The organism is Burkholderia sp. Ax-1724 (genome assembly GCF_011752995.1).
Classification (GTDB): domain Bacteria; phylum Pseudomonadota; class Gammaproteobacteria; order Burkholderiales; family Burkholderiaceae; genus Paraburkholderia.
In genome coordinates this window covers 20,329-36,252 of record NZ_VWWL01000042.1, presented here as the reverse complement: position 1 = coordinate 36,252, position 15,924 = coordinate 20,329, and the positions used below count along the sequence as shown (strand labels likewise).

Sequence of the window (15,924 nt, the reverse complement as noted above, 5' to 3'; positions counted from 1 at the left end):
TTGCCGGTTGCCGGTTGCCGGTTGCCGGTTGCCGGTTGCCGGTTGCCGGTTGCCGGTTGCCGGTTGCCGGTTGCCGGTTGCCGGTTGCCGGTTGCCGGTTGCCGGTTGCCGGTTGCCGGTTGCCGGTTGCCGTCAGAGCTTACGCTGTCGGGAAGTTCCCTGTGAAAAATCCGCGCCGGAGCACGCGCCCGCGTGTTTCTACGCCGCTCGCGCGCCCCGGCATCGGGGCCTGATGCCGGCGGCTTAATGCTTGACGTCGGCACCCTCGGCCTGCTCGCCCGCCTGCCCTTCCATGTTCATCTTCATCGCGTTGTTGGCGGTCTGCTTGTCGGCCTTCTGGTTGATCTTCGCGTCGCGCACCTGCTCCTTGTACTGTGTCTTCGCGGCCTTCTGCTGCGCCTTCATTTCCGCCTTCGACGTCTTCTTCGACGCGCGATATTCCGCGTTGGCCTTCGCATCGGCTTCACGCTTCTGCACGAGCGGGTCGGGCGAGCCCGGCGCCGTCAGACGGGTCGGCGGCGGGGCCGGCTCGACGCCCTGGGCGGCGGGCGCATCCGGAGTCGGCAGCGCGCCCTGGGCAACAGGGACGGACGGGGCCGGCGGAGCAACGCCAACGGTGCCTTGCGTCTGGATCTGCGCCTGACCGCCGATGCCGGTGGCCGGCTGTGCGGTCTGTGCAACGGCGGCCGTCGCGGCAAAAGCGGTAAGGACGGTACCGATCAGGAGCGAACGAATCTGAGTCATGGCTAAATCCTCTCTAAAGTGGTCGTGACACGGGCGGACGATCTGACGTCACGATGGCGGGGTATGCCGGATGCCTCGCGTGCCGCGCCCGGTCCTGGGCGTCGCCGGACCAGTTGCCATCAGGTGCGTATCCGGAATCCAGCGGGCTTCACTGCTGAATTGCACTTTAGGAGTGAAATCCATCCGGTACGACTAGCGTTACGGAACGTTTCACTTTCCAACATCTGCATAACATCTGCTTTCAATTGCTTGCGGGGAGACCGGCGCCCGTCTCACCCGCCGCCGGCCGCCTGGTGCTCTGTTGGCGGCCGCCGGTTTCCGCTCGCGCCCGCGTTGTGCTTTATGATGCGAACCCCGACCGCCAACCCGCAGCCCCGCAAAGGCGCAAACGTCATGCCCAACCTCAATTTCACGCTCACCGGCGAGTACGTCGAACTGCACAATCTCCTGAAGATAACGGGCCTCGCGGACAGCGGCGGCTCCGCGAAAATGATGGTCGCGGAAGGTGCCGTGACCGTCGACGGTCAGATCGAAACGCGTAAAACGTGCAAGATCCGCGCGGGCCAGGTCGTGCTGCTCGGCGATACGCGCATTGCGGTTCACGAGGGCTGACGCGGAGCCGAAGCCGCTTGCCGCGGCTCAAAGCCCGCGGCGCGGGGCCGGGGCCGCTGCCACGGTCCGCTTAGGCAATGCATCCGCGGCCCCCGCCGCCGCACATTCGGTCCCACCGTCGCAGTCCGGAAATGCGCCGGACGGCACGCACTGGAACCGTGCATCCACCATCGACATTGGCCGGGCGAGGCAATAAGCTGTGGGTTTCGACAGGTAAGCGTAAGCGACAGCCCGCGCAACGAACCGCGCCGCCGGCCGCCGCGCCACGAATTGCTCCCCGTTCGTCGCGCCACCGGGCCGCCCGGCGCGCCGTTCCCGACCCGCGCCGCCGCTTTTGCCCGCGCCTCGCTGTCGCCACTTTTCGCCGCCAGGCATTTCATGACCCGCTTTTCATGACCCAATCCGGCTTCGCCCGCGCGGCCTCCCGGCCGCCGACCCTATCCCGCCACGCGGCCGACACCGCGCGGCTCGCCGCGCCGCTCGCCATTGCCCAACTGTCGCAGATGGCAATGAGCGTCACCGATACGATCCTGCTCGGCTCGCTCGGCCCCGACGCGCTCGCAGCCGGCGGCCTCGGCGCGAATCTGTTTTTCGTCGTCGTCACGCTGCTGCAGGGCGTGCTGACCTCGGTCAGCGTCAGCGTCGCGCACGCGCGCGGCGCGCAGGACGACGGCCGCGTGCCGCCTATCTACTGGACCGGTTTCGTGCTGTCGGTGCTGCTCTCGGTGCCGGCGTTCATCCTGCTGTCGTTCGCCTCGCAGATCCTGCTCGCGTTCGGCGAGCCGGGCCTGCTCGCGCACAACGTCGGCGAATATGCGGCGGTGCTGCGCTGGGGCGCGCCCGCGAGCCTGATCGGCGTGGGGCTCATGCGCTCGTTCCTGCCGGCGATCGGCGCGGCGCGGCGGCTGCTGTGGGTGTCGATCGCGAGCGTCGGCGTGAACGGCTTCCTGAACTACGGGCTGATCCACGGCGCCTACGGACTGCCGCGGCTCGGCTTTCTCGGCTCGGCGGCCGCGACCACGATCACCGTCTGGTTGACCGCGCTCGTGCTGATGGCGCTGCTGCATCTGCGGCCGCGCTTCCGGCATTTCGTCGTCGCGACACGGCCCAGGCTGCCGCTGATGGGCGAGCTGTTCGGCATCGGCTGGCCGGTCGCGATCACCTACGGCGTCGAGTCGACCCTCTTCCTCGCGACGGGGCTGATGGTCGGCCTGCTCGGCGAATCGCAGCTGGCCGCGCATCAGATCGCGCTGAACGTCGCCTCGGTCGCGTTCATGGTGCCGCTGTCGATCGGCCAGGCCGCCAACGTGCGGGTCGGCTACTGGGCCGGCGCCGGCCAGCCGCTCGCCGCGCGCCATGCGGGCTTCGTCGCGCTGGCGCTCGGCGTCGGCTTCATGTCGATGTCGGGCCTCGTGCTGATCACCGCGCCGCACTGGATCGTCGGCCTGTATCTGCATCTCGACGACCCCGCCAACGCGCCGACCGTCGCGCTCGCGAGTTCGCTGCTCGGCGTGGCGGCGATCTTCCAGATCGTCGACGGCATGCAGGCGGTCGGCTCGGGCTGCCTGCGCGGCCTGAAGGACACGCGCATCCCGATGATCGCCGCCGCGTTCGGCTACTGGGTGATCGGCTTTCCGACCGGCTATCTGCTCGCGTTTCACGGCGGCCTCGGCGCGCGCGGCTTGTGGTGGGGGCTTGCCGCCGGCCTCGCGAGCGTCGCGCTGCTGATGACGCTGCGCTTTCACCGGCTGAGCCTGCGCCGGCTGCCGGCGGAACCGGCCACGCCGCCGGCGCGGCCGGTCTGAGCGAAATAGCGGAAACCCCCACTCCTGAAGCACTCCCTGCAAACGGTAAAATGGCCGCCTCGGCACGCGCGCGCTTACCCGCGTTCGCGCGTCGCGAGCCACGAGCCGCACACAGGCAGGCGCGCCTCACGAAGGCCTGCGCCGGATTGCGTAGCTGGGGCGCCTACCCTCGCCCACGCGGCCTGCCGCTCGAATGGGCTGCTCGCCACGCGCCGTGCATCGGATCGCACCGGGTTAGCCGCGCGTCGACGATGCCGTGGCCGCGCACCTGCTGTCACCGCTCACCGCTTCACGCGCTCCGGCGCAGCAAAAAAACGGAACGCCCGCCGCCGGTAGCCGACTCCCCGGCCGATGCCGGCTGCCGGACCCGTCACACCGATTTCTCGCAATAAAAAAACCTGAGGACCCACCGCCATGCTTGCCCGCGTCACCCGCCTGTTCCCGCTCTGGGCCGTGCTCGTTTCGATCGCCGCGTATTTCTCGCCAGCGTCGTTTGCCGGCGTCGCGCCGCACGTCACCACGCTTCTCACGATCATCATGCTGGCGATGGGCGTCACGCTGTCGGCGTCCGACTTCCTGCGCGTGTTCACGCGCCCCGCGCCCGTGATCGCCGGCATCGTGCTGCACTACCTCGTGATGCCGCTCGCCGCGTGGGTCATCGCCCGGGTGCTGCGCATGCCGCCCGACCTGACCGCCGGCATGGTGCTGGTCGGCAGCGTCGCGAGCGGCACCGCGTCGAACGTGATGATCTATCTCGCGCGCGGCGACGTCGCGCTGTCGGTCACGATCAGCGCGCTGTCGACGCTCGTCGGCGTGTTCGCGACACCGCTGCTGACGCGTCTTTACGTCGACGCGTCGATCGTCGTCGACGTGCAAGGCATGCTGATGAGCATCCTGCAGATCGTCGCGCTGCCGATCGTCGTCGGTCTCGTCATCAACCATCTGTTCGGCAAGCTCGTGCGCAAGGTCGAGCCGATTCTGCCGCTCGTCTCGATGGTCGCGATCGTGCTGATCATCGGCGCGGTGGTCGGCGGCACGCAGAAGAGCATTGCCTCGGTCGGTCTCGTGGTGATGCTCGGCGTCGTGCTGCATAACGGCATCGGCCTGCTCGGCGGCTACTGGGGTGGGCGTCTGCTCGGTTTCGACGAAGCCGTCTGCCGCACGCTCGCGATCGAAGTCGGCATGCAGAACTCCGGCCTCGCCGCGACGCTCGGCAAGCTCTACTTCACGCCGCTCGCGGCGCTGCCGGGCGCGCTCTTTTCGGTGTGGCACAACCTCTCGGGGTCGCTGCTCGCGGGCTACTGGGCCGGCCGTCCGGCAAAGGGCTCGACGCATGCCGACGGCGAGCGCGCGCTGAATGCCGAGCGCGGGTAAGTTGGGGCTTGGCGCGGCGATTGCGGTTCGGGTGATCGCCGCGCGCGCAGTGGTCGGCACGGAGCCCATCGACGCGACGGTCGTGGCGCAACGAGCGCTTTAACAACGAAGTTGCGCGTTAGACACCGCAAGGGCGGCTACGGTCATCGCAACGCACGAAGCGGCTGGCCCGGAGCCTGTCGGTGCGCGCCATGACGCAACGAAAGCCTCACCCGCGATCGCAATCTCGATCACGGCAACAGCGTGGCCGCCCTATCTCACCCTGCACGGCAACCGGGGAAAAAACACCCGCTCACCCGCCACGCACCCAGACGCCGCGCCAAACCACAAGCACGATCCCCCGCCACCTTATCGCCCTGCGCGGAACGAAAGCCACCCTGCCCGATTCCCCTTAGAATTGGCTTCTCGACAGCGCGGACCCTGCCTTCGCGCCAGTCGCCACGAGACGCTTGCGAAAAGGGAGAACACCACGTGCACGAGCCTCTCGACCCGAGCCGGACCACGCCACGCCGCCGGCGCGCACCGGGCATAGCGGGACGTATCCTTCTGCTCTGCTGCTTCGGCGCATTGCTGAGCGCGTGCGCCACCAGGCCGCCCGCTACCGCGTACGACCGCGCCCTCACCCACGCCCTCCCCGTCACCGCCGACACCCCGCTGCGCGCCGCGCTCGTGCCGCTCGAAGCGCAGCATCCGCGGCAATCGGGCTTCCGGGTGCTGTCGAGCGGCACCGACGCGTTGCAGATGCGCATCGCGCTCGCGCGCGCGGCGACGAAAACGCTCGACATGCAGTACTACATCGCCAACGAGGACACCACCGGCAAGCTGCTGCTCGGCGCCGCGCTCTATGCGGCCGATCACGGCGTGCGCGTGCGCATGCTCGTCGACGATCTGAACTTCAAGGACATCGACCGCACCATGGCCGGCCTGAACACGCACAAGAACATCGAGATTCGCGTGTTCAACCCGTTCGGCAGCGCGCAGGAAGGCATGTTCGAGCGCACCACGAATCTGTTCACGCAGATCGGCCATTTCACGCGCCGCATGCACAACAAGGCGATGATCGCGGACAACCAGCTGGCGATCGTCGGCGGCCGCAATCTCGGCGACGAATACTTCAGCGCCAGCGAAACGCTGCAATTCCGCGACCTCGACGTGCTGGCGGCCGGCCCGATCGTCGCGGATGTCTCCGCGAGTTTCGACGACTACTGGAACAGCGGCATCGCCTATCCGCTGAGCGTGCTCAACAAGCAGACGTTCGATCAGAAGGAGCTCGACCAGACGCGCGACGATCTGCGCGAGCACTGGCTTGAGAACGCCGATCCGTACAACGCGAAGCCGCTGAACGCCACGCCGCTCGCCTCGCAGATCGCGAGCGAGCAACTGGACCTCACCTGGGCGCCGGCCGAATTCGCGGCAGACCTGCCGGAGAAAATCGAGCATCCCTCGCCGGCTTACGTGAGCCCGCCGATGCAACGGCTGTTCCAGCTGATGCGCGACGCGCGCCACGACTTCCTGATCATCTCGCCGTACTTCGTGCCGCACGAAGCGGGTGTCAAGGCGGCCGGCGAACTCACGCAGCGCGGCATCCGCATCGCCGTGCTGACCAATTCGCTCGCCGCGACCGACGCGGTCGCCGTGCAGGCCGGCTACAGTCCGTTCCGCGTGCCGCTGCTGCAACAGGGCGTCGAGCTGTACGAATTCAAGCCGCGCCAGGACACGCCGCGCGCGCGGCTGGTGGGCTCGAGTTCGCGCGCGAGCCTGCATGCGAAAACCTATGTGATCGACCACCAGATTCTCGTGATCGGCTCGATGAATCTCGATCCGCGCTCGGCGCATCTGAACACCGAACTCGCGCTCGTGATCCACAGCCCCGCCCTCGCGAATCAGGTCGCGAAGATCTTCGATTTCGCGACCCAGCCCGAGCAGAGTTATCGCGTGACGCTCGCCGACCCCACGCAGCTTGCCTACCTGCGCTCGATCGGCGCGCCGCGCTCGCCGCTCGTGTGGACCGACGTCGAGGACGGCCGGCCGCGCACCTACATTTTCGATCCGCAGGCGGGTTTCTACCGCAATGCGCTAACGGGTCTATTCTCCCTATTGCCTGTCAACGATGAACTTTGAGAAGTGGAGTGCAAGATGACTGAAGACGTACGCATGGAACGCGACACGTTCGGCGAAATCGCCGTGCCGAACGCCCGTTTGTGGGGCGCGCAAACGCAGCGCTCGCTGCAGAACTTCAAGATTTCGACGGAGAAGCAGTCGCCCGAACTGATTACCGCGCTCGCCGTCGTCAAGCGCGCGGCGGCCGAGGTCAATCTCGGTCTCGGCGTGCTCGACGAAAAGAAGGCGCACGCGATCATGCAGGCGGCCGACGAGATCATCGACGGCAAGCATCCCGGCGAATTTCCGCTCGCGGTCTGGCAGACCGGCTCCGGCACGCAGACCAACATGAACCTCAACGAGGTGATCGCGAACCGCGCGAGCGAGCTGCTCGGCGGCGAGCGCGGCGAGGCGCGCAAGGTGCATCCGAACGACGACGTGAATCGCGGCCAGTCGTCGAACGACGTGTTCCCGACCGCGATGCACGTGGCCGCCGCGTACGCGATCGTCAAGCACCTGCTGCCCGCGCTGAAGACGCTGCGCGACACGCTCGACGGCAAGGCGAAGGCGTTCGCCGAAGTCGTCAAGATCGGCCGCACGCACCTGCAGGACGCGACGCCGCTCACGCTCGGCCAGGAGTTCTCAGGCTATGTCGCGCAACTCGAGCACGGCATCCGTCACGTGGAATCGGCGCTGCCGCATCTGTACGAGCTCGCGCAGGGCGGCACCGCGGTCGGCACGGGCCTGAACGCGCATCCGCAGTTCGCGGACAACGTCGCGGCCGCGATCGGCAAGCTGACCGGTCTGCCGTTCGTGTCGGCGCCCAACAAGTTCGAGGTGATGGCCGGCGCCGACGCGCTCGTGTTCGCGCATGGCGCGCTGAAAACGGTGGCCGCGAGCCTGAACAAGATCGCCAACGACATCCGCTGGCTCGCGAGCGGACCGCGCTGCGGTCTCGGCGAGCTGTCGATTCCCGAAAACGAGCCGGGCAGCTCGATCATGCCGGGCAAGGTCAACCCGACCCAGTCCGAAGCGCTGACGATGCTGTGCGCGCAGGTGTTCGGCAACGACGTCGCAGTGAACATCGGCGGCGCGAGCGGCAACTTCGAGCTGAACGTGTTTCGTCCGATGATCGCGCACAACGTGCTGCAATCGGTGCGTCTGCTCGCCGACGGCGCGCTGAGCTTCAATGAGAACTGCGCGGTCGGCATCGAGCCGAATCGCGAGCGCATCGATACCTTGCTCAACGAATCGCTGATGCTCGTGACGGCGCTCAATCCGCACATCGGCTACGACAAGGCCGCGCAGATCGCCAAGAAGGCGCACAAGGAAGGCACGACGCTGAAGGCGTCGGCGCTGGCGCTCGGCTATGTCACCGAACAGCAGTTCGACGAGTGGGTGCAGCCGAAGGATATGGTGGGGCGCACGGCGGGGTAAGTGCGCCAGAAAGTGCGGCTGGAAGTGCGCGGGGCGGCGCGTGCAGCAGACGCGCCGCCAGTCTCGGCATGCAGGCTGGAGGGCAACCCCGCGGTGCTCAGATCTTCCCTTGAGCGACTTCTTCCGGCTTCAGCTCGACGATCGCGTCGAGCGCGTCCTTGACGTCCATCGCGTACTTGGCGAGGCGCTTCTGCTCATCGGTCTGCGGCACGAAAGCGGGCACCTGCACCGGATGGCCGTTCTCGTTGACGGCGACCATCACGACGAGGCAGTCCGTGGTTTGCAGCAGCTCGCCGCCTTTCGGGTCGCCCGCCTGCACCGACACGTGGATATGCATGCTCGTGCGGCCCGTCGCGACGACCCGCGCGCGCAATTCGACGAGATTGCCGACGAGGATCGGCCGGCGAAAACGGATATTGCCGACGCTGACCGTCACGCAATAGCGCCCCGACCAGACTGCCGCGCACGCATAGGCGGTCTCGTCGATCCACTTCATCAGCGCGCCGCCATGCACCTTGCCGCCGAAGTTGACCGAGATCGGCTCGGCGAGAAAGCGGAAGGTGGTTTCCGAACGGTCCAGCGGTGCGGTGGGGAGAGTGCTCATCTTGACTCCGGTCAATCGGATGCATTGAAAGGGGGCGATTATACGAGCGCAATATTGCGCGCGGCGCGGCGTCGAGCGCATGGAGAGGCGAAATATCCGCCGGGGAGCGCCTCGCGCGCGGCACGGCCGCGATAAAAACCGCGCCTAGTTGTGGACGCTGATGCCTTCGTCGATCGTGCCGTACATCTCGATGCTGCCGCTACCCGCCGAGCCCGAACCGGCTCCGCCCTGCGCGCAGGCGCCCAGCAGCAGAACCGCAGCGGCGACGGCCAGAAGAGTTTTCATCACGCGTATTCCTGCAAAGACAGGCTTCGATTCTAGCCTGGCGGGCCGAGACGGCGCCGAAACGCGGGTTCCCGGCCCGAGCTGCCGGTTTTGGGCGCGCTTGCGGTATGGCATCGTTCACGCCAGGCTGAAACATCGAATCGCGCGGACGGATACAGTGGAGAGCAAGGCACGCCGCGTCGCCGCCGTGTGCCGCCAGGCTTGGCCGCTTGCCGAGGCTTGAGGCTAAAGGTTCAAGGCGGCTAATCGCAATGCTTCGCCGTCTGTCGCGTTGCCGCATTACCGCGTTAGCCGCCGGATCGACGTCAGCCACATCCAGCCAACCGTAGCCACCTTTGGACACGTCAAGCGGCGTTTCACACGACTCAGGAGCCCCGATGACTTCCCCCACAACAGCCCCCCGCGCCGACGACCAGAACCATTTCCCCGGCTTGAGCCGCATCGGCGCCTTGCTCGCCGACCCGGGCCGGGCCGCGATGCTGTGGGCGCTGATGGACGGCAGCGCCCGCCCCGCTGGCGAACTGACGATGATCGCAGGGCTCTCGCCCTCGGCGGCGAGCGCGCATCTCGCGCGCCTCACCGACGGCGGCCTGCTCGCGCTCGACGTGCGCGGACGGCATCGCTATTTCCGCATCGCCTCGCCGGAGATCGCGGCGTCGATCGAAGCGCTCGCCAACGTCGCCCAGCTCAGCGCGCCGCAACGGAACGCGCCGCGCCCCGCGCGCACCGTGCCGTTCGAAATGCGCTATGCCCGCACCTGCTACGACCACATGGCGGGCGAATTGTCGGTGCGGCTGTTCGAGCGCATGCTCGCGCGCGGGATGCTCACCCAGCACGGCGCCTCGCTCGAAACCACCGTCGAGGGAGCCGCCCGGTTTGCCGACTGGGGCATCGCTCTGTCCGAACAGAAGAGCCGCCGCCGGCGCTTCGCGTGCACCTGCCCGGACTGGAGCATGCGCCGTCCGCACCTGGGCGGCGCGCTCGGCGCGGCGCTGCTCGATGCATGGTGCGCGCACGACTGGGTCGAACGCAGCGAGCGGCCGCGCATTCTGCGCATCACGCCTGCTGGACAACGGTATTTCGATGCGTTTCTCGCCGAATGAACGCCGAATGAGCACCAACGCAAGCGCCAGTCGCCAGTCGCCAGTCGCCAGTTGCGACCCGATGAATACGAGTGAACGCGCGCCTGTCCCGCATCGTCTGACGCATCGCCGGAATCGTGCCGCTGGCCCGAATCGTCGAAACCGCGGGTGCAGCAGGAACCGCAAGCGCCACGTGAACCGCTCGTAGCAACCGTCCAATCCCAGCCGCCCCGAACCCGCGAACGACCGCTCGCCGGGCCCTGCCCGCGCGCCCTTGCACCCGACGGAGACCTTTTGTTACCGCCAGCGAATCCACCTTACAAAAGTGGCGGCCCTGAAACATCGGCGACGGGTACAGTACCTTACGGGCCCGGCGGATTGCCGCGTCCGTCGGAGGGAGATCAATCATGACAAACGCTACCCAGACCACCATGAAATCCGGGATCGAACGACACGCACGCCAACGCCGGCTCTCCGGCTACACGCTGATCGCGGCCGCCGTGCTCGCGCTCGCCGCGCAAACCGGCTTCGCGCAGGAAGCGCCGCCCGCGCCAGCAGGCGCGGCCGCCACGCAGGGCGGCGATCCGCCCGGGCGCATCGCGCGTCTGAACTACACGGCCGGCACTGTGACCACCGAGCCCGCCGACGCCGGCGACTGGTCGTACGCGCAGATCAACCGCCCGCTCACGGCCGGCGACCAGCTCTGGAACGACCAGAACGCGCGCTCGGAGCTGCACATCGGCTCGACCGCGGTGCGCCTCGGCCAGAACACGAGCCTCGACGTGCTCAATCTCGACGACGCGAGCGCGCAGCTCAAAGTCGCGCAGGGCACGCTGTCGACGCACGTGCGCGAACTCCCGCCGGGCTCGTCGTATGAAATCGACACGCCCAATCTCGCGCTCGGCATGAACGGCCCCGGCGACTACCGCGTCGACGTCGCGCCGGACGGCAGCAGCACGACCGTCACCGTCAGAAGCGGCAGCGCGATCGCGTACGGCGACGGCGGCCAGGTGCCGGTCGCGGCGGGCCAGCAGATCCGCTTCGGCGGCACCAATCTGCAGCAGCTCGCCGACAACCGCGCGCCCGGCCTCGACGATCTCGACCAGTGGGCAGCCAATCGCGACGCCACGGAAGACCGTTCCTTGTCGGCGCGCTACGTGTCGCGCGACATCCCCGGTTACGAGGACCTCGACGCCAACGGCACCTGGCGCGACAGCCCGCAGTACGGCGAAGTATGGGTGCCGCGCGCGACGCCCGCCGGCTGGGCGCCGTATCACAACGGCCACTGGGTATGGCAGGCGCCCTGGGGCTGGACCTGGGTCGACGACGAACCGTGGGGCTTCGCGCCCTACCACTACGGCCGCTGGGCCGACATCGACGGCTCGTGGGCGTGGGTGCCGGGTCCGCTCGAAGCCGCCGCGCCGCCCGTCTATGCGCCCGCGCTGGTGGCCTTCGTCGGCGACGATGACGGCGGCGTCGACTGGGGTGTGAATCTGGCGATCGGCGGGGCGATCGCGGCGGGCGTGGCGTGGTTCCCGCTCGGTCCGGGCGAGCCGTGGCATCCGCACTGGGGCGATCACGACCGCTGGAGCCCTGGGTACTACAACCGCGTGAACCGCACGTCGATCGTCAACGACTACCACCGCAACGTGACGAACGTGAACATCCACAACACGTATGTGAACTATCGCGTGCCCGGCGGCGTGACAGCCGTGCCGGCGACCGCGTTCGTGCATGGTCAGCCGGTCGGACGTTTCGCGCAGAAGGTCGATCCGGGTCAATGGCGCAACGCGCGGATCAACCCCGGTGCGCCGGGAATCGCGCCGGTGCGCGAGAGCTTCGGGTCCGATCTGCGGCGCGCGAATTACCGGCCGCCCGCGAGCGTCGCCGCCCGGCAGGTCGTGGCGACGCGCACTCCGGCCATGCCGGCCGCCTATCGCGACGACCTCGCGCAGCGTTTCGCCCAAAGCGGCGGACGCGTGCCGGGCGGCGGTCAGCCGGTCGTGCGGACCTCGGTGCCCGCGCATATGATGGGCTCGCCGGGGACGCAGTCGGTCGCGAACGTGCGGGTCGTGCAGTCGCATATTCCGGGTCGGCCGCCGGGTATGGCGGCGGGTGTGCCAGGTACGCCGGGTGTGGCGAATCCGGCGGCGGCACGCGGTGTCGTGCAGGCCGGGGCCGGACCGCGGCCGGGCGAAGGCGGTGCTCCTGGGCCGCGTGGCGAGACGCCGCACGGGCCGCAAGGACCACAGCCAAGGCCCGGCATGCCGCCGTCGATGGCCGGCAACCTGCCGCATGGGCCACAGGCGGGTCCGCAAGCCGGTCTTCAAGCGGCCGGAGGCGAGCATCCGGCTCCGACGAATGGCGTGCCGCGTCCACCGCAGGCGGCCGGCGGCAATCCGGCCTATGCGCAACAGCACGGTACGCCGCAGCAATGGGGCGCAGTTGGACGCCAGCAGCCGGCCTGGACGCAGCCGCATACGCCGATGGCGCAGCAGGCGCCGCGTGCGGAGCAGCCTCGCGTGCCGCATCCGATGGACAATCCGGCCGCGCAACAGCAGGCGCGTCAGCCGGAGTTTCGTCCGCAAGGGGCGTCGCCGATGCAACAGTCGCCGCAAGTGCCGCGTCCGGAGCCGCAGGTTCAGCAAGCGCAGCAGCCGCATTTCGAGCCGCGTCCGCAACCGATGCAGCAAGCGCGCCCGGAACCGCAGCCTCAGCAGGCACAGCAACCGCGTTTCGAACAACGTCCGCAGCCGATGCCGCAAGCACGTCCCGAACCGCAGCCTCAGCAGGTGCAGCAGCCGCATTTCGAGCCTCGTCCGCAGCCGATGCAACAACCTCGCCCCGAACCGCGTCCGCAACCGCAGCAATCTCAGCCGCAGCACGCCGAGCAGCATCAGGGCGGCGGCAATCACGACGAGCATCACAAAGGCTGAGCGCGGCATCCCGGCAAGCGCCCCGCTACCGCATCAGCCAGCGGGAGCCGCAATAAAAAACCCGCGATCTTGCGATCGCGGGTTTTTTCGTATGCCGTACGCAACACGGGCGCCACCACCCCGCATCACACGGCTTCACACGGCTTCAGATCGCCATCGGCGCCGTCAGCGGCTCGTGGTGGCGATAGCCGGTCAGCGAGAAATCCGCGGGCTCGATCTTCTCAAGCCATTCCGGCTCGTACACACCGGTTTTCGCGTAATCAGGCACCCGTTCCGAGATCGCGAGCTGCGGGCTCTCGTACGGCTCGCGCGCGAGCTGCTGTTGCAGCATGTCGAGCTGGTTCTCGTAGATGTGCGCATCGCCGATGAAATAGCTGAACCAGCGCGGCGTATAACCGGTCAGCCGTCCGACGAGATGCAGCAGCGCCGCGCCCTCGGTCAGATTGAATGGCGTGCCGAGCCCCACGTCATTGCTGCGGATGTACAGACACAGCGAAATCTCGCGGCGCGCGACGTTCGGCAGGAACTGATAGAGCAGATGGCAGGCCGGCAGCGCGATCTGATCCAGCACGGCGGGATTCCACGCATGAAACAGAATGCGCCGGTCAGCCGGGTTCTGCATGATCGTGTCGAGGCATTGACGCAACTGGTCGATCGCCTTGTAGAGCAGTACTTTCGGGCGGCCGTCCTCGTCGAATTGCGTGATCACGCGAAAGCCGCGCGCCTCGGCGTCGGCGAGCTGCGCGCTCCGGTCGGCGTCGAGCACCTTGTAGGCTGGCCATTTGCGCCACTGCACGCCGTACACGTCGCCGAGATCGTCGGGGCCTTCGCGATACGGATTCGCGAGCCACTGCGCGTTCTGGTTCGCGTTGCCGTCCCACACCTTGCAGCCGAGATCGCGGAAATCCGCGGCGCTGCGCGAGGCGCGCAGAAACCCGACCAGTTCGCCGATCGCCGACTTGAACGCGAGCTTCTTCGTGGTCACCGCGGGAAAGCCCTGCTGCAAATCGAAGCGCAGCATCGCGCCCGGCATGCTGATGGTGCGGATGCCGGTGCGGTTTTCCTGCCACGTGCCGGTGTCGAGAATCGTGCGGACGAGGTCCAGGTATTGTTTCATGCGGTTTCCTTCGACGAGGCGCGAGAACGGCCCGATCCGCGCCACGGGATTGAGCAAAGCTCGATTCTAGCAAGCGCGCCCGGCCGACGCCCGGGCATGGCGAGCGGCGCCGACGATTTCAGCGTGAAGCCGATAGAGAGGAAAAGCGCGAGCTGGACGAAGCCAGCGCGGCCAGGAAATAGAAGCGGTGGAAGCGGCAGAAGCAACGGCATGCCGCAGGGGGGCCGCCGCAGCCTCTCTGCGGCGACATTCCGCGGGACCGATAGTGCAGAGGGCTAACTGACAGACCGGATAGACAAGGCGCCCCGCCACCGCCGATACGGCAGTTCGACGATTGCCGTCGGACCGCCCGCCTCACGGCACTTCAACTCTTGGGTCGCGAATCACTCCCGCATCAAAGATGCGGCACCGAAGCCGGCAGATCGCCATGTGGCGCCGTCATCGGCTCGCCTTCCATATGGCGCATGCCGTGCGAGCACAGCAGCCGATACAGCGTGACCCGCGAAATACCGAGCTCCTGCGCCGCGTCGCCAAGCCGCCCGCGATGCCGCAGCAGCGCGAGTTCGATCGCCTGCCGCTCGGCCGCTTCGCGCGCCTGCGCGAGCGACACCGGCACGATCTCGACATACTCGGCGAGTTCGAGGTCACGCGCGGTGATCGCGCGCCCCTCGGACATCACGATCGCCCGCCGCACCCGGTTGATCAGCTCGCGCACATTGCCCGGCCAGCCGTAGTTATGCAGGGCCGCGATCGCGTCGGGTGCGAAACCACGCAGGCGGCGACTCGCATCTTTCTTGAAACGCTCCAGCATGTGCCGCGCGAGCAGTTCGATGTCCTTGCCGCGCGCGCGCAGCGGCGGCTCATCGATCTGCAGCACGCACAGCCGGTGATACAGGTCCGAGCGGAAACGCCCCTCGATCATCGCCGCGGTCATGTCCACGTGGGTGGCGGAGATAATGCGCACGTCGACGTCGATCGCGGTATGGCCGCCGAGCCGCTCGACCTTGCGCTCCTGCAGGAAGCGCAGCAGGCTCGCCTGGCTTTCGAGCGGCAGATCGCCGATTTCGTCGAGGAAAAGCGTGCCGCCGTTGGCGGCCTCGACGCGGCCGATCTTGCGCTGATTCGCGCCCGTGAACGCGCCGCGCTCATAGCCGAATAGCTCGGACTGCAAAAGATGCGGCGGAATCGCGCCGCAGTTGATCGGCACGAACGGCGCGTTGCGGCGCGCCGAGCGCTCGTGAATCGCGACCGCCGTCAGCTCCTTGCCGGTGCCCGATTCGCCGGAAATGAACACCGGCGCGTCGGTCATCGCGACCTTGCGGATCGAGCGAAACAGCGCCAGCATCGCGTCGCACGAGCCGACCATCTCGCCTTCGGCGCCCTGCGAACCGTCGTTCGAGGCCGTTTCGCTCAGCGAGATCATGCCGTACGCATGGCCGACCGAATCGACGATGCGATCACCCGAATACGGCACCGTCACGTAATCGAAACAGTAGTCGCGCACGAGCCGGCGCAAAGCTGCGTCCTGCAGCTGGCCAGGCGTGGTGGCCGCGACCCAGCCGACGTTCGGCATGGTCAGACAGGACTCGAATGCGGCGATCTCGTGCGGCTGGAAATCGCAGGACAGATCGAGAAGACCGCCCGCCGCCATGCCGGCGCGAACCGCCCGGCGCACATCGCGAGCCGAGCCCACGACTTCGACATGCCAGCCGCGCTGATGAAAACGCGTATTCAACTCCGCGCTCGGATCGCGCGAAACGTAAATCAGTTGCCGCGTTGCGGATTCCATTATTCAGATCCTCTCGTCAACGAACGTTAAGGACGACGC

The 15,924-nt window shown here is 67.7% G+C and carries 12 protein-coding genes; 7 read left to right on the top strand and 5 right to left on the bottom strand.

What is annotated here, in order from left to right; all coding sequences use genetic code 11:
• Window positions 1–243: 243 nt before the first annotated feature.
• Complete coding sequence (locus F3J19_RS31515; protein ID WP_167050301.1) at window positions 244–744, bottom strand: hypothetical protein; 501 nt, start codon at window positions 742–744, stop codon at window positions 244–246.
• 393 nt (window positions 745–1,137) lie between these two features.
• Here F3J19_RS31515 and F3J19_RS31510 point away from each other — a divergent pair, with 393 nt between their 5' ends.
• From F3J19_RS31510 to fumC, 5 genes are all read left to right on the top strand, one after another.
• Window positions 1,138–1,356 carry an RNA-binding S4 domain-containing protein gene (locus tag F3J19_RS31510; RefSeq protein WP_167050299.1) on the top strand — a complete coding sequence of 73 codons (219 nt, stop codon included), beginning with the start codon at window positions 1,138–1,140 and terminating at the stop codon, window positions 1,354–1,356.
• Between the two features lie 392 nt (window positions 1,357–1,748).
• On the top strand, window positions 1,749–3,161 hold the full coding sequence (locus F3J19_RS31505; protein WP_167050297.1) for an MATE family efflux transporter: 1,413 nt from the start codon (window positions 1,749–1,751) through the stop codon (window positions 3,159–3,161).
• Between the two features lie 414 nt (window positions 3,162–3,575).
• Entirely contained in the window at window positions 3,576–4,535 is a 960-nt protein-coding gene (locus tag F3J19_RS31500) for a bile acid:sodium symporter family protein (protein WP_167050295.1), read from the top strand.
• 528 nt (window positions 4,536–5,063) lie between these two features.
• A complete protein-coding gene (locus F3J19_RS31495; protein ID WP_345891078.1) occupies window positions 5,064–6,656 on the top strand; it encodes a phospholipase D family protein in 1,593 nt (530 codons plus the stop codon).
• A gap of 15 nt (window positions 6,657–6,671) precedes the next feature.
• Window positions 6,672–8,072, top strand: coding sequence for a class II fumarate hydratase (gene fumC / locus F3J19_RS31490; RefSeq protein WP_167050291.1), 1,401 nt, complete (start codon window positions 6,672–6,674; stop codon window positions 8,070–8,072).
• A 97-nt stretch (window positions 8,073–8,169) separates the two neighbouring features.
• On the opposite strand, the gene F3J19_RS31485 is transcribed toward fumC, so the two are convergent.
• Together F3J19_RS31485 and F3J19_RS31480 are read right to left on the bottom strand one after the other, a co-directional pair.
• Window positions 8,170–8,676, bottom strand: coding sequence for an acyl-CoA thioesterase (locus F3J19_RS31485; RefSeq protein ID WP_167050289.1), 507 nt, complete (start codon window positions 8,674–8,676; stop codon window positions 8,170–8,172).
• A 144-nt stretch (window positions 8,677–8,820) separates the two neighbouring features.
• The gene (locus tag F3J19_RS31480) at window positions 8,821–8,961 is read right to left on the bottom strand and encodes a hypothetical protein (RefSeq protein WP_167050287.1); all 141 of its coding nucleotides are present in this window, start codon (window positions 8,959–8,961) and stop codon (window positions 8,821–8,823) included.
• A 377-nt stretch (window positions 8,962–9,338) separates the two neighbouring features.
• Here F3J19_RS31480 and F3J19_RS31475 point away from each other — a divergent pair, with 377 nt between their 5' ends.
• Window positions 9,339–10,064, top strand: a complete 726-nt coding sequence (locus F3J19_RS31475; protein WP_167050285.1) for a helix-turn-helix transcriptional regulator — start codon at window positions 9,339–9,341, stop codon at window positions 10,062–10,064.
• A 386-nt stretch (window positions 10,065–10,450) separates the two neighbouring features.
• Entirely contained in the window at window positions 10,451–12,979 is a 2,529-nt protein-coding gene (locus F3J19_RS31470) for a DUF6600 domain-containing protein (RefSeq protein WP_167050283.1), read from the top strand.
• A 145-nt stretch (window positions 12,980–13,124) separates the two neighbouring features.
• On the opposite strand, the gene F3J19_RS31465 is transcribed toward F3J19_RS31470, so the two are convergent.
• A complete protein-coding gene (locus tag F3J19_RS31465) occupies window positions 13,125–14,096 on the bottom strand; it encodes a thymidylate synthase (protein WP_167050281.1) in 972 nt (323 codons plus the stop codon).
• Window positions 14,097–14,490: 394 nt separating this feature from the next.
• Window positions 14,491–15,885, bottom strand: a complete 1,395-nt coding sequence (locus F3J19_RS31460; protein WP_167050279.1) for a sigma-54 dependent transcriptional regulator — start codon at window positions 15,883–15,885, stop codon at window positions 14,491–14,493.
• Window positions 15,886–15,924: the final 39 nt, after the last annotated feature.

Coding starts and splice junctions, on each gene's coding strand:
- F3J19_RS31515 (WP_167050301.1), bottom strand. CDS start 744: ATGACTCAGATTCGTTCGCTCCTGATCGGTACCGTCCTTACCGCTTTT.
- F3J19_RS31510 (WP_167050299.1), top strand. CDS start 1,138: ATGCCCAACCTCAATTTCACGCTCACCGGCGAGTACGTCGAACTGCAC.
- F3J19_RS31505 (WP_167050297.1), top strand. CDS start 1,749: ATGACCCAATCCGGCTTCGCCCGCGCGGCCTCCCGGCCGCCGACCCTA.
- F3J19_RS31500 (WP_167050295.1), top strand. CDS start 3,576: ATGCTTGCCCGCGTCACCCGCCTGTTCCCGCTCTGGGCCGTGCTCGTT.
- fumC (WP_167050291.1), top strand. CDS start 6,672: ATGACTGAAGACGTACGCATGGAACGCGACACGTTCGGCGAAATCGCC.
- F3J19_RS31485 (WP_167050289.1), bottom strand. CDS start 8,676: ATGAGCACTCTCCCCACCGCACCGCTGGACCGTTCGGAAACCACCTTC.
- F3J19_RS31480 (WP_167050287.1), bottom strand. CDS start 8,961: ATGAAAACTCTTCTGGCCGTCGCCGCTGCGGTTCTGCTGCTGGGCGCC.
- F3J19_RS31475 (WP_167050285.1), top strand. CDS start 9,339: ATGACTTCCCCCACAACAGCCCCCCGCGCCGACGACCAGAACCATTTC.
- F3J19_RS31470 (WP_167050283.1), top strand. CDS start 10,451: ATGACAAACGCTACCCAGACCACCATGAAATCCGGGATCGAACGACAC.
- F3J19_RS31465 (WP_167050281.1), bottom strand. CDS start 14,096: ATGAAACAATACCTGGACCTCGTCCGCACGATTCTCGACACCGGCACG.
- F3J19_RS31460 (WP_167050279.1), bottom strand. CDS start 15,885: ATGGAATCCGCAACGCGGCAACTGATTTACGTTTCGCGCGATCCGAGC.